The sequence below is a fragment of the Erythrobacter sp. A6_0 genome (assembly GCF_017744235.1).
In the GTDB taxonomy this organism is placed as follows: Bacteria; Pseudomonadota; Alphaproteobacteria; order Sphingomonadales; family Sphingomonadaceae; genus Qipengyuania.
Genome location: NZ_JAGHQR010000001.1, coordinates 426936 through 440891 on the forward strand (window position 1 = coordinate 426936; position 13956 = coordinate 440891).

Consider the following 13956-nt stretch of genomic DNA (forward strand, 5'->3'; position numbering starts at 1 on the left):
TGGCGGGGGAGGGGGCAAGTTTGACGCTTGGCAGGGCGGGGCGAGAACGATAGCTCAGCGCACATGATCAGACCATCCATCCTCGCCGCCGCCCTCCTGTCCACCGTCGCCGCGCCCGTTATGGCGCAAAGCGATCCTGTCGCCTCGGCTGCCGATGCCGCGCTGACTGAGGACCGCTATGCCTGGGACTTCGTGGAAGGCGTCACCACCGAGGTCGGCCCACGTCAGGCGGGGACCGAAGCCGAAAAGCGCGGACGCGATTGGGCGATGGCGTGGTTGACGCGCAATGGCTTCACGAACGTCGCGGACGAACCTTTCCGAATGGAGACCTGGATCCCGGGCGATACCCATAAGGCCGAGATTCTGAGCCCTTTCCCCCAGCCGCTGGTGATCCAGCCGCTCGGCAACAGCGCCTCCACCGGGCCTGAGGGAATAGAGGCCGAAGTGGTCGAATTCGAGAATGTCGACGCCCTGCGCGCCGCGCCCGATGGCAGCCTTGCAGGCAAGATCGCCTATATCAGCCACGCGATGACGCCGACGCAGGACGGCTCGCAATACGGCTTCGCAGGCCCCGCTCGCTGGGTCGGCGCCGGGATCGCGGCGAGCAAGGGCGCGATCGCGACGGTGATCAAGGCTGTGGGGACCGATTATCACCGCAATCCGCATACCGGTGGCACCAGCTTTCCCGACGGAGTCGCACCGACGCCAGCGGGCGCACTAAGCCTGCCGGACGCTGCCAATCTGGAGCGCATGTTCGATCGGGCGCAGGGCACGCCCATTCGCATGAAATTGACATTGACGCCGCGCAATCTGGGCATGACGACCAGCGGCAATGTCGTCGGCGAGATCGTCGGACGCGATCCGTCACTGCCGCCTGTCCTCGTCGCCTGTCATCTCGACAGCTGGTGGAACAGCCCCGGCGCATTCGACGATGCGGCGGGGTGCGGTATTGTCGCGGCAGCGGCGAAGCATGCGGCTTCGGGCGCGCAGCCGCTGCGCACCATTCGCGTGCTGATGGCGGGAGCGGAGGAAACCGGCCTGTGGGGCTCGAAAGCCTATAGCGCAGCCCATATCGACGAGCCGATCGCGGTCGGGCTGGAAAGCGATTTCGGCGCGGACCGCATCTGGCGGTTCGAAAGCAATTTCCGCGAAGCCAATCCGACGCTGCACGCCCGGATCGCCAGCGCGGTTGCGCGCTTCGGCGTTGCCAATGGCGCGCTGGTGGCTACCGGCGGCGCGGATATCGACATCGCCCGCGACCAGAAGACCGCGATCATCGATCTGCAGCAGGACGGCACACGCTATTTCGACCTGCATCACACGCCCGACGACACGCTGGACAAGATCGACCCGGTCCAGCTGCGCCAGAACGTGGCGGTATGGACGCAGGTGGTCGGCATTCTGGCGAACGAGCCGGGCGCGATCCTGCCGCGCTGAGGTTCAATCGCTTCCGAATTCCTGGCGCAACAGGCGGGGCACCAGCATCATCTGGAACACCGCTCTGAGCGCCAGGAACAGGACGAAGGACAGCCACAGCCCGTCGTTGCCCAGCGGCCACGTCAGCCATAGCGACGCCGCATAGACCGCCGCTGCGCCGATCATGGAAACGAGCAGGGCGCGCGTCCAGCTCGCCCCGACGAATACGCCGTCGAACACGAAGGCCGCGACGCCTGCAAACGGCATGATCGTGAGCCAAAGCGCATAGGACCGCCCGGTTTCGGCCACGGCGGGCGTTGCGGCGAAGGTGTCGATCAGCGGCCCGGCAAACAGCGCCAGAGCGATCGATACTCCCGCAGCGAGCGCGAAGCCGCGCCATAGGATCGCGCGCATATAGCCGGTGAAGCCTGCCCGGTCGTCGGCCCCGCGCCGCTCTCCGTTCAGGACCTGTGCGGCATTCTCGAACCCGTCCAGCAGCAGCGCCATCAGCAAGAAGAGCTGGTGGAAAATCCCGTTTGCCGCCAGCACCACCGGGCCGCGCTCGGCGCTGAGCCGGGTGAGCGCGGCGAGCGCGATCATCAGCACCACCGTGCGCAGGAACAGGTCGCGATTGACCGAAAGGAAGGGGCGCAATTTCGCAGGCGAGAGGATCGCGGCGTTCCGGGCGGCGGCCCGTATCGCGCGCACCGTCTCCCCGCGCATGACAAACAGAGAGACTGCCAGCAGCTTGGCGTATTCGGCCACGAAGCTCGACCAGCCGATCCCCGCAATGCCCCAGTCGAGGCCGAGCGCCAGCCACAGGCCGAGCGCGAGGTTGAGGAGATTGTAAGCGACCTCGAAAACAAGCACCGCGCGCATCCGCCGCTGTCCGACGAGAAAGCCGACCAAGGCGAAATTCGCCATCACGGCGGGCGCGCTCCAATAGCGGATATCGGCGTAGATTCGTGCGGCTTCCAGCACCCTGCCTTCTGCGCCCAGGACATCGAGCAGCCAGGGAAGCAGGATCGGTTTCGCGATCAGCAGAACCAGCGCGATGCCAGTCCCGACTGCCAGTCCCCGCAGCAACAAGGCGGCCTGCGCCTCGCCGCCGGCACTGCCCGCGCCGCGCGTCCCGGCCTGTGCAACGAGGCCGGTCGTGCCGGTCTTGAGGAAGTTCATGACGACGAACAGCGTGGCAAACAGCCGCGCGCCGATATCGACCGCACCTTGCGTCGGCGCGTCGCCCAATCGGCCCACGATCCACATATCGCCCACGCCGATGAGCGCGGTGGCGACGTTCGTGACCATTGCGGGCAGGGCGATCGCCCAGATGGCGCGGCTATCTATGCGGGATGCGATGGGACTGGAACGGGACTGCATCGCGGTTGCATGCGGGGCGCGACGGCTTGGGGCAAGCGCTTGCATCGTCGCCCCGGTCGGCTAGCGCATGATGATGGACCTAGCCGACCTCATGCAGAACTATTTCGGAACGCGCGACCTCGCCGCGATCGAACCAGATGCCACCCGCGCCGGAGTCGAGCGAATGCGAGTCGATTTCGGATTGGAAAAGGATCGCGGGCGGCGCTTCGCGCTTTGGACGCTACTGCACATGTTCGATGCGGCCCCCGATCTCGACGTTGCGTTCGAGCACGAAGAGGATCGGGAGGCCGCGCGCAACCTTATGGACTTGATGGCACAGGCGAGCACCGTTCCGGAGGATTGACCGCCCTCTTATGCTTTGCGCTTGCGCTTAGCGTCGTGCCGGTTGGACGGCTTGGCGTGAAAATCCTTATGCCGCTTCTTGCGGCCATTCTCTCGCGCCTGGACGCGCGGTCCCTCCGGCGCGCGCTCGATCGTAAATTCGCCGCCCTTTTCATCCTGCCCGGCAGTCTGGGCCGCAGTCTTCGCGAAGCTGTCGGCGACGGCGCGGGGGATCTGGAAATGCGTTTCGTTCTGCGCGATGCGGATCGCGCCGATCTCGTTACGAGTGATACCGCCGCGCTTGCACAGGATAGGCAGGATCCAGCGCGGATCGGCATTGCGGCGGCGGCCCACGTCGAGCCGGAACCAGACCGTATCCTCGAACCCGGCGCGATGCCTTTCCTTCTGCGCGGCGCGATGGGCATCGATCGTCTGCGCGGAAAACTCTTCGGGCTGCGGCATCTTCGCGCGATGGGCCTGCACCAGCATCAGCGCGATGTCCTGCGGGCTGCGTTCGGCCAGCAGCGTATCGGCGAGTTCGCGGTCGGCCCCGTCCACCGTGTCGTTATCGATCGGCTGCATCAGGGATTCGAGCATGCGCGAGCGATCCTGCGCGAGCACGGCCTTGCGGTCGGGCACGTCGATCCACGCGGTTTCGATACCCGCATGGCGCAGCATGCTTTCGGTGCGGCGGCGCTGGTTGAACGGCACCACCATCACCGCCGTCCCCTTGCGACCCGCGCGCCCGGTGCGGCCCGAGCGGTGCTGCAGGGTTTCCGCATCGCGCGGCAGATCGACATGGATGACGAGCGTGAGCGTGGGCAAATCGATACCGCGCGCCGCGACATCGGTGGCGACGCAGACCCGCGCGCGTCCGTCACGAAGCGTCTGGAGCGCCTGATTGCGCTCCGACTGGGAATGTTCGCCGGAAAGAGCGACCACGCCGAAGCCGCGATCCTGAAGCGCGCTGTGCAATTGCCGCACGCGTTCGCGCGTGGCGCAGAACAGGATCGCCGTTTCCGCCTCGTGGAAGCGCAGCAGGTTGACCACCGCGTTCTCGGTCGCGGACGGGGGAATGGCGACGGCCTGATAGGCAATATCGCCATGTCCGCGATCCTTGCCCCCGGTAGCGATGCGCAGCGCATCGCGCTGATAGCGGCGGGCTAGCGCTTCGATCGGCCGCGGCATGGTGGCCGAGAACATCAGCACGCGTCGGCCATCGGGCGTCGCTTCGAGGATGTATTCGAGCTCTTCGCGAAAGCCCATGTCGAGCATCTCGTCCGCTTCGTCGAGCACCACGACTGCAAGGCCGGACAGGTCGAGCGCGCCGCGTTCGATATGATCGCGCAGGCGGCCGGGCGTGCCGACCACGATGGTGGCGCCCGCCTTCAGCGCGCGGCGTTCGGCCTGCGGGTTCATACCGCCGACGCAGGACGCGATCCGCGCGCCGGTCTTTTCGTACAGCCAGTGCAGTTCCTTGCTGACCTGTAGCGCCAGCTCGCGCGTCGGCGCAATCACGAGGGCCGAGGGCGCGCCGCGCGACAGGAGCTGGCCATCATCGCCGAGCACCTGATCGGCGAAAGCGAGCCCGAAGGCGACCGTCTTGCCCGAACCGGTCTGCGCGGAGACGACGAGGTCGCGGCCATGCGCTTCGGGCTCCAGCACGGCCTGCTGGACAGAAGTGGGCGTATCGTAACCGCGGGCAGTGAGAGCCTGGGCGAGCGGGGCGGGGGATTCGGGAAACGGCATGGGGGGAGGAACTTTCAGGCGGCGCGCGCGGCGCTGCGGCCGGGAGCGGAGACGGTGATTCGCTGATGGGAGCGGGGAGCGAGCGCCTGCGGGCGCACGAGCTTGCAGCCCCCTTAGCCGATCGCGCGCCGAAATGCGCGCTCTATTTTGCTCGCCATTCGTTCGCACTCCAGGGATCTGTGCCCGATCGCGCGCGGTTTTGCCCATTCGCGATATCTTTACCTGCGCCACGTAGGCCTTCCATCACTCGATCCGGTGTGTTGCGAAGTGCTTAGGTGGTTAATGTGATCCATTCCGAACTCGTGCCGGACGAAAACGCACCGGGCCCTGTCGCGCTCGAAAGCGTGCGTCCGCACGCACTTGCGGAACGCAGGTTTGGCTTGGGACCGATCGCTCGCCTTCGCTGGCTGCTCGATGCGATGCTGCTCGCCGTCTGCTATTTCATGGCCGGGTATATCGGGCTCTCGCTGGCCGTGCCGCCCGGTTATGCGACGCTCGTCTGGCCGGCATCCGGCGTGGCGCTGGCGGCGCTGATGCTGCGCGGTCCGCGCATGTGGATCGGCGTCTGGATGGGGTCTGCAGCGATCAATATGCTGCAGGGGTTCGAAGGCGTCGGCACGGTAAGCGAGGCCATGATTCCGCTCGCGATCGCGGCGACTGTCGGCATCGGTGCGGCCCTTCAGGCGCTGGCAGGCTGTGCGCTGATGCGACGCCTCTGTCCGGACATCGACGCGCGCGAAGTGCGCCAGCTGTCGGCGTTGATCGGTGCCCTTGTCACCCCCTGCCTGATATCGGGCACGATCGGTGTCGGAGCATTATGGGCGGCCGGAATTGTCAGGCCGGAAAATCTGTTAGAAAACTGGTCGACTTGGGCTTTCGGCGATATGCTGGGCATCGCCTTCGTCGTTCCGATCCTGCTCTTTTCGCGCCTGTCCCCGGTCAGGATCCTGTGGCGTGGATCGCCGCTGCGCGGGCCGAGCGCGCTGATCGCCGCGTGTCTGACCACCACGCTGCTCCTGACCTTTTACGCCACGCGCCATGCTGCGGAAAATCAATACGTCCAGTCCGAGGCGAGCTTTGCCGCTCTGGCGACGGATACGGAACAGGCTCTTGCCTACCGTCTTGGAAATTACTCGCGCGCGATAGAGGCCGCAGGTGCCTTCGCGGCGCTGAGCGACCATGTTTCGCCGGCAGAATGGAACGATTATGTAAGCCGTATCGATCTCGATCAGTCCTATCCAGGCATGCGCGGCCTCGGCATCTTCCGCCATGTCGGCGCCGACAAGATGGATGATTTCCGTGCCGAGTTCGGGCGCGAATTCGGCAATCGGTTCGAAGTCCATCCCAAGCTGGTACGGGAACACCATTTCATCATCGATCGCATCGAACCGCTGGAAGACAATCTCGCCGCCCTCGGCCTCGATCTGTCTTTTGAGGAAGGGCGGCGCGAAGCCATTGCCTTGTCCGAAGCGACCGGCGAAGCGACCATCACGCGTCCGATCGCGCTGGTACAGGATTCAGGACACGGCGTCGGTTTTCTGCTGATGCGTCCGATCGCGGAAGACGATCCCGAATATGGTCGGCGCTGGTCCTATTCGCCTTTGATCGCGGCGGATTTTCTCGCCGAACTTACGCCGCGACAGGGAAGCGACTTCTCGCTCGAAGTCTTCTTCGGAAGCGGCACGGACGAAGCCGATCTCATGTATGCGAACAATGTAGACGAGACGCGCACGTCGCACTTCGAAATCGTACGCACGATCGAGATGGCGAACGAGCCCATCACGCTGCGTTGGCGCTCGCTCCCCGCCTTCGAAGAGCGTGTCACGTCCAACGAACCGCTCGTCGTCCTGCTGGCGGGCGTCATGATGACGATCCTGCTCGGGGTCCTGCTGATATCCTTTTCCCGGCGCGAGGCGCTGGTGGTCCGCAAGGTGGAAGAGGCCACCGCCGAAGTGGCCGAACGCAATCGCATGCTCAATCTTGCCGAGGCGACGGCGCATGTCGGTCACTGGCATGTCGATCTTGAAACACGGACCGTGAAATGGTCGGACGAGGTCTATCGCCTGCACGGCATCGAAGGGGAGACGCCGCCCGGGCTCGACCACGCGATCGAGCTTTACCATCCCGAAGACCGCCCGATCGTGGAACAGGCGATTGCCGATGCTTCCATGAACGGATCGGGCTTTCGGTTTGCCGCGCGACTGGTGAAGGCCGACGACAGCATCCGGCACGTCGAAGTGATCGGACATGCAGGGGGCGAGGGGAATTCTGCAGCGATAGCGGGTGTCCCGAAGCCTGCGGCCAAGACCCTGTTCGGCGTGATTATCGATCGAACCGAGGAGGTTCAGATGCGCCGGCACCTTACAGAAGCGCGTGATCGCGCCCGCGCCGCCGACGAGGCGAAGACCAGCTTCCTCGCCAATATGAGCCACGAAATCCGCACGCCGATGAACGGGGTCATCGGCTTTACCGAACTTGCTCTGAGCGAAGCGGAGGATCCGGCCCAGCGCCGCCGCCTGGGAATGGTCGCGGATTCGGGCAATGCGATGCTGCGCCTGCTCAACGATCTGCTCGATTTCGCCAAGATCGAAGCGAACCAGATGAGCGTTAACGGCGAGCCGACCGATCTACGCCACACAATGCGCAGCTGCCTTCGGCTGATGGAACCGGCTTCGCAAGCCAAGCGGATCAGTCTCGACCTCGATATCGACCCGCTTCTTCCCCCAAGGGTGGTGATCGACAAGATGCGTCTTCGCCAGATTGTGCTGAACCTGCTCGGCAATGCAGTGAAGTTCACCGAACAGGGCGGAGTGGCTTTGGGCCTGGCGGTCCTGCCCGACGAAAGCGGCGAGGGCCGGTCGCTTCGGATCACTGTGCGCGACACGGGTATCGGGATTCCCGCAGACCGGCTGGACAGCGTGTTCGAGAAATTCACGCAGGCCGACGAGACGATCGCACGCCGCTTCGGCGGGACGGGTCTGGGCCTGCCGATCAGCGCCCGGCTCGCGCGGCTCATGGGCGGGGAATTGCGCGCCGAAAGCGAGGTCGGCAGGGGATCGTCCTTCATTCTGGACCTGCCGATCTCGGTGGCCGACGCGGACCAGCCAGACGTCGCCGAAGTCCCCGCGCAGCCCGAAGCTGAGCCTGCCGCGTCCACCGCGCTCAGGATTCTCGTGGCGGAAGACAATCCGGTGAATCAAGAACTGACGCGCGCGATGGTCGAAAAGGGCGGCCATACCTGCGAGCTGGCCGAAAACGGCCGCGAGGCGATTGCCATGGTCCGAATGGCCGAGAAAAAGGGCGAGCCGTTCGACTTGGTGCTGATGGATATGCAGATGCCGGTACTCGACGGGATTGGCGCTACGACGGCGATCCGCGAGGCGGGCGTCTCTCCGGGGAAGCTTCCGATTATTGCGGTGACCGCCAACGCCTATGCCGACGATATCCGCCAATGCCGCGCCGCCGGAATGCAGGGCCATCTGGCGAAGCCGCTGCGGATGAAGGATCTGATGAAAGCGATCGGCCAATGGACAGGGGCATCGCAAGGAGGGGGCGGCCAGCCGCCCGCCGCAGCCAAAACAGAAAATACCAGTCCGCGACTGCGCAAGATGTTTGCGGATCGCCTGACCATGACCCTGAAAGCGATCGCTGCGGCGCGCGACGACGAAACGATCGATGATGCCGCACGCGCCGAAATCGGCGGTCTGCTGCACCAGATTGCCGGAACCGCTGCGCATTTCGGCGCGGAAGAACTCGGCAGACAATGCCTCGAAACGGAAAAGGCCTTGTTGGCCTGCAAGCAGGAACCAGAAATGCGCGCGATGATCGATATCATCGCCGAAAAGATTGAACGCGAAAGTGCGGCACTGGCGGCCTGACAGGAAACGCCGTTAGGTAATACTCTCACCCATCTTTTCGCCCAGCCGAACGCCGCATTCCGGCTTCCAGTCCCGATTGAACGCGATCGTGTCCTTTTCGAATAGCATGATGACGGTCGAACCAAGGCGGAACCGCCCCATTTCCTCGCCCTGATCGAGGACGATCTCGCGATCCGCGTAATCCCATTGCGCGACCTTGCCCGTCCGTTTCGGGTTGATGACGCCGTGCCACACTGTCTCCATGCTGCCGACGATCGTGGCCCCCACCAGGACCATCACAAACCGCCCATGCGTTTCGGAGCGAAATACGCACACGGTCCGTTCATTGCGCGCGAACAATCCGGGGACGCCGCGTGCCGTCACCGGATTTACGGAAAACAGCGATCCCGGCACGTAGATCATCCGTTCCAACCGGCCGGAGCACGGCATGTGGATGCGATGATAATCGCGCGGAGAGAGGTATAGATTGGCGAAGCGCCCATGTCGAAAGCACTCGGCCAGTTCTGCGTCGCCGCCGATCAGCTGGGTGGTCGTGAAATGATGGCCCTTCGCCTGAAGGATTTGGTGATCCTCGATATCGCCCAACCGGCTGATCGCGCCATCGACCGGCGACACGAAAGCCGCATCGGCCAGGGGGCGGGCGCCGGACTTAAGGGGGCGCGTGAAGAAGTCGTTGAAGGATTGATAGCTCGCGAGATCGGGATTCTCGGCTTCGCTCATATCCACGCCGTATCGGGCGACGAACCAGCGGATCAGCGCAGTCGTCGACCGACCGCGCCGCGCATTCGCAACGCGCCCCGCAAGCCGGGTCAGCCATTGTTTGGGAAGGAGATGCTGGGACAGGATGAAAAGACGATCACGCATGGACTGTTCAACGCAAAACCCGGAATGATGTGCCGAAGCGTCTGCTGCGGCTGGCTGCGCGGCAATTGACACACCGTCTCGACGGGGGAAAGTCGCGCGCTGCCATTTCGCCGGAGTGACCTGGAAATCAGGCCGTGCTAGCGCGCCTGAAATGGAATCCCCCCTTGCTTTCGATCCGCAGCGTTTCCTCGACGAGACCTGGCAAGGGCGCCCGCTGCTTATCCGAGAGGCTTGGACCGATTGGTCCAACCCGCTCGAACCGGACGAGCTGGCGGGTCTCGCATGCGAGGCGGAGGTCGAATCCCGCCTCGTACGGCATTCCGCGCCTGGTCGATGGGAATTGGAAGAGGGCCCCCTCGCGCCGGACCGCTTCGCCCGATTGGGCGATTGTCCCTGGACGCTGCTCGTCCAGGCTGTCGACCATCACGTGCCCCAGGTGGCCGAACTGATCGAACCGTTCCGCTTCATTCCCGATTGGCGGATCGACGACGTCATGGTGAGCTATGCTTCGGATGGCGGCGGGGTGGGGCCGCATTTCGATCAATACGATGTGTTCCTCGTCCAGGGGCTGGGCCGACGGCGCTGGCGTGTCGGCAAACGGTGCGACGACAGCGCGCCTTTGCTGCCGCATGACGGGCTGCGGCTGCTTGCGGACTTCGAACCGGAGGAGGAATGGGTGCTCGATCCCGGCGATATTCTCTACGTGCCGCCGGGCTTCGCGCATGATGGGGTGGCGGTCGGCGACGATTGCATGACCTATTCGATCGGTTTTCGCGCCCCCTCGCGCGGCGATCTGGTGTCGGCTTTCGCGGATCACGTGCTCGATACGCTGCAGGAGGACGACCGGTATACCGATGCCGCGCTCGCCGCCGATGCCAATCCGGGCGAGATTTCACCGGAAGCGGTCGGGCGGCTGCACGACATGGTGGTCAGCGCGATGGCGGACAGGGACGCATTTGCGGCATGGATCGGCGCCTATGTCACGACGCCCAAGGACGAGCGGATCGACTGGTCGCCAGAGGAGCCGGTTTCCGTCGGCGATCTCGTACAGAGCGACACTGCGTTCCAGCGCAATCCGGCAAGCCGGTTTTCGTTTATTCGCCAGAGCGACGATGCCGTGATGCTGTTCGTCGATGGCCGCGGCTGCCTGTGTCAGGGTGTCGCTGCGAGAGTTGCGGAACGGCTCTGTGCGGAAACGCGATTCTGTCTGGCAGAGGAGACGATGGCCGATCCGCAAGTGGCCGAGCTGATCGTCGATCTGGTCAATCGCGGCTGTCTCGCCCCGGATAATGTCGACTGACCGGCGGCACGATCAGACCCGCCGCCATGCTCCGGGGGCCAATGCGTCCAGCGTCCATTCTCCCACCGACCAGCGGACCAGCCTGAGCGTGGGATGGCCGACCGCCGCTGTCATGCGCCGGACCTGCCGGTTGCGGCCTTCCGTGATGGTCAGGCGCAGCCAGCTGTCGGGTATGGTCTTGCGCACGCGAATGGGCGGATCGCGCGGCCAGAGGGCCGGATCGGCGATGGAGTCCGCCATGGCCGGCCGCGTGAGCCCTTCCTTCAGCTTCACGCCCTTGCGCAAAGCCTCCAGCGCCATCTCGTCGGGCTCGCCTTCGACCTGCGCAAGATAGGTCTTGGGAAGCTTGAAGCGCGGATCGGCGATGCGCGCCTGTGTGCGCCCATCGTCGCACAGCACCATCAATCCCTCGCTGTCGAAATCCAGCCGACCTGCAGGATAAAAGCCCGGTGCGTCGATGAAATCGGCCAGCGTGGGACGAGGGGTGCCCTGACGCTCGTCGGTGAATTGCGAGAGTACGCCGTAAGGCTTGTTGAACAGGATGATGCCGCTCATGGGGCGAGGCCTTCTGCCGGAGGCGGGCGAAGCAAGCGTTTGCCCTTGCGGCGGCTCGTAAGGTGGAATGCGCGGCAGCGATCGCAGCGATAATAGCGCAGGTCCAGCGGCGCTTCGATCGCCGCGGTCAGCGCCTCTCTTTCGCTGCCGAACCGCCTTTTGCGCGGGCACACGCTGAGCCGGGTTCGCATTGCGATCAGGCCCCGGCCTTTTCGAGGCTTTCCTGCGCGTCGAGCCATTGAAGTTCGGCCTCTTCGAGCTTCTCAGCGACTTTGGCCCGATCGCGCATCAGATCGGCAGGCGATGTGCCGGAAGGGCCATCAGGATCGGCCAGCGCCCGGTCGAGCTTTGCGAGTCTGTCCTGAAGCCGCGTCACTTCCTTTTCCGATGCGCTCGCATTGCTGCGGGCAAGGCGCAGGGCCTCTCGATCCTTGGCGGAGCCGCGCTTGTCCTTCTTCGGCTTCGCGCTGCCCGGCTCCTTGGGCTGGTTCCGGCCAAGCACGAAGTCGATATAATCCTCCATGCTCCCGGCGTAATCCTTGGCCAGCCCGTCATCGACGAGCACCAGCCGATCGGCGGTTAGTTCGACCATGTGCCGATCGTGGCTGATCAGGATGACGGCGCCGTCGAAATCGTTCAGCGCCTGCACCAGCGCCTCGCGCGCATCCACGTCGAGGTGGTTGGTCGGCTCGTCGAGGATGAGAAGATGCGGCGCGTCGCGTGTGATAAGAGCCAGCGCCAGACGCGCGCGCTCGCCACCCGAAAGCGTGGCGATTTTGGCCGTCGCGCGGTGGCCGGAGAACCCGAACCGCCCGAGTTGCGCACGAACCGCTCCGGGGGAAGCGCCGTCCATCGCGCGGGTCATGTGATCGAGCGGAGTGCCATCGGAGGACAATTCCTCGACCTGGTACTGCGTGAAATAGCCCACCCGCATCCGGCCCGAGACGTTCATCTCCCCGTCCATCGGCGCGAGTTGTCCGGCCAGAAGCCGAGCAAGCGTGGTCTTGCCGTTGCCGTTGCGCCCCAGCAGCGCGATCCGGTCATCCGGGTCGATCCGCAGGTTCAGCCGCTGGAGAATGGGTTTCTCGTCATACCCCACCGCCGCAAGATTGAGCGTGATGAGGGGAGGGCGCATTTCGTCGGGGCTTGGGAAGTCGAAGCTGAGGCTCGGATCTTCCATCAGCGCCGCGATGGGCTGCATCTTGGCCAGCATCTTGGCGCGCGACTGAGCCTGCTTGGCAGTGGAGGCGCGGGCGCTGTTGCGCGCGACATAGTCCTCCAGCCGTGCGCGCTGGGCATCCTGCGAGGCCTTTGCCGCCGCCAGCTGCGCGGCGCGTTCGGCGCGCTGCTTCTCGAACGCGTCGTAGCCGCCGGGATAGACTGTCAGTCTGCCGTCCTGCAGATGCAGAATCGCAGTGACCACCTTATTCAGCAGGTCGCGTTCGTGGCTGATGATGACCAGCGTGCCCTGATACGCCTTGAGGAAGCTTTCCAGCCAGAGCGTGGCTTCCAGATCGAGGTGGTTCGAAGGTTCGTCCAGAAACAGGATGTCGGGATTGGACAGCAGCAGGGCACCCAGCGCCACGCGCATCTTCCAGCCGCCCGAGAACGTATCGATCGGACGCGCCTGCATCTCTTCGTCGAACCCCAGACCGGTCAGGATGATCGCGGCGCGCGATGGGGCCGCGTAGGCATCGATCGCCAGCAGCCGGTCGTGGACGTCGCCCAGCCGATCCATGTCGCTGCAGGTTTCCGCTTCTTCGAGCAGGCTGGCACGCTCCGTATCCCCGGCCAGAACCGCCTCGAACGGGGTGGTCGATCCGCTCGGCGCTTCCTGCGCGATATACCCGACGCGCGCGCGCCGCGGCATTTCGATCGAGCCGTTGTCCGGCTCGATCTCGCCGATCAACGCCTTCATCAGCGTCGATTTTCCGGCCCCGTTGCGACCGATCAGCCCGATCCGGCTCCCGCTCGGGATCGCAGCAGACGCGTCCTGCAGAATGGGGCGGCCGCCGAGGCGGACGGTGAGATTGTCGATCTTGATCATGTGGGCGCGGCCCCTAGCAGGGAGCGTCGAAGACCCCAACAGGTAAGCAGTCGGCTGGCTGATCGGCCGAAGTCCTGAAGGCGATCGCTGGCATATCACAAGGCCGGGGAGATTTCCTATGAGGCGTGCCTCTCACTTGCCTTGCGTCCTCGCCGCCAATCGGCCCTCACTCGGATTTAGGCAAATTGGCGAGAATGTATTCGACAGCCCAGCCGACACCGCCTCCGTGCGCAAGTGTGATCGGGTACATGTTCTGGTATTCAGGTGCGGTGTTGTCGGGCGTCCATTCCGCAGCGACTGCGAACCAGCTCATCAATATCGCGCCCGCCTGGATCATGCGCTGGCACGCCCGCTCGTGGGCTTCCGGGCTGAGACCGCCCGAGGCGTCGGAAACGAAATAGACTTCGTAGCCGTCGCGCATGGCGGAAATCACGGCGTGTGGTTCA

General features: G+C 64.7%; 10 protein-coding genes. 4 read left to right on the forward strand and 6 right to left on the reverse strand.

Annotation, left to right across the window (positions count from 1 at the left end):
* The first annotated feature begins 63 nt into the window (after window positions 1–63).
* On the forward strand, window positions 64–1437 hold the full coding sequence (locus J7347_RS02230; RefSeq protein ID WP_209160660.1) for a M28 family peptidase: 1374 nt from the start codon (window positions 64–66) through the stop codon (window positions 1435–1437).
* A 3-nt stretch (window positions 1438–1440) separates the two neighbouring features.
* On the opposite strand, the gene J7347_RS02235 is transcribed toward J7347_RS02230, so the two are convergent.
* Entirely contained in the window at window positions 1441–2796 is a 1356-nt protein-coding gene (locus J7347_RS02235) for an MATE family efflux transporter (protein WP_209160661.1), read from the reverse strand.
* A gap of 73 nt (window positions 2797–2869) precedes the next feature.
* Here J7347_RS02235 and J7347_RS02240 point away from each other — a divergent pair, with 73 nt between their 5' ends.
* A complete protein-coding gene (locus J7347_RS02240) occupies window positions 2870–3139 on the forward strand; it encodes a hypothetical protein (RefSeq protein WP_067685163.1) in 270 nt (89 codons plus the stop codon).
* An 8-nt stretch (window positions 3140–3147) separates the two neighbouring features.
* On the opposite strand, the gene J7347_RS02245 is transcribed toward J7347_RS02240, so the two are convergent.
* Window positions 3148–4866 carry a DEAD/DEAH box helicase gene (locus J7347_RS02245; RefSeq protein ID WP_209160662.1) on the reverse strand — a complete coding sequence of 573 codons (1719 nt, stop codon included), beginning with the start codon at window positions 4864–4866 and terminating at the stop codon, window positions 3148–3150.
* A gap of 284 nt (window positions 4867–5150) precedes the next feature.
* Here J7347_RS02245 and J7347_RS02250 point away from each other — a divergent pair, with 284 nt between their 5' ends.
* Window positions 5151–8744: a CHASE domain-containing protein gene (locus tag J7347_RS02250; protein ID WP_209160663.1), complete on the forward strand. Its 3594-nt coding sequence runs from the start codon at window positions 5151–5153 to the stop codon at window positions 8742–8744.
* A gap of 12 nt (window positions 8745–8756) precedes the next feature.
* Here the strand turns inward: J7347_RS02250 and asd are convergent, their stop codons facing one another.
* Complete coding sequence (gene asd / locus J7347_RS02255; protein WP_209160664.1) at window positions 8757–9608, reverse strand: archaetidylserine decarboxylase; 852 nt, start codon at window positions 9606–9608, stop codon at window positions 8757–8759.
* Window positions 9609–9759: 151 nt separating this feature from the next.
* On the opposite strand from asd, the gene J7347_RS02260 reads away from it, so the two are divergent.
* On the forward strand, window positions 9760–10908 hold the full coding sequence (locus J7347_RS02260) for a cupin domain-containing protein (RefSeq protein WP_209160665.1): 1149 nt from the start codon (window positions 9760–9762) through the stop codon (window positions 10906–10908).
* A gap of 12 nt (window positions 10909–10920) precedes the next feature.
* On the opposite strand, the gene J7347_RS02265 is transcribed toward J7347_RS02260, so the two are convergent.
* From J7347_RS02265 to J7347_RS02275, 3 genes are all read right to left on the reverse strand, one after another.
* A complete protein-coding gene (locus J7347_RS02265) occupies window positions 10921–11463 on the reverse strand; it encodes a pseudouridine synthase (RefSeq protein WP_209160666.1) in 543 nt (180 codons plus the stop codon).
* 196 nt (window positions 11464–11659) lie between these two features.
* Entirely contained in the window at window positions 11660–13510 is a 1851-nt protein-coding gene (locus J7347_RS02270) for an ABC-F family ATP-binding cassette domain-containing protein (RefSeq protein WP_209160667.1), read from the reverse strand.
* 166 nt (window positions 13511–13676) lie between these two features.
* The gene (locus tag J7347_RS02275; protein WP_348521538.1) at window positions 13677–13943 is read right to left on the reverse strand and encodes an isochorismatase family protein; all 267 of its coding nucleotides are present in this window, start codon (window positions 13941–13943) and stop codon (window positions 13677–13679) included.
* Window positions 13944–13956 lie beyond the last annotated feature (13 nt).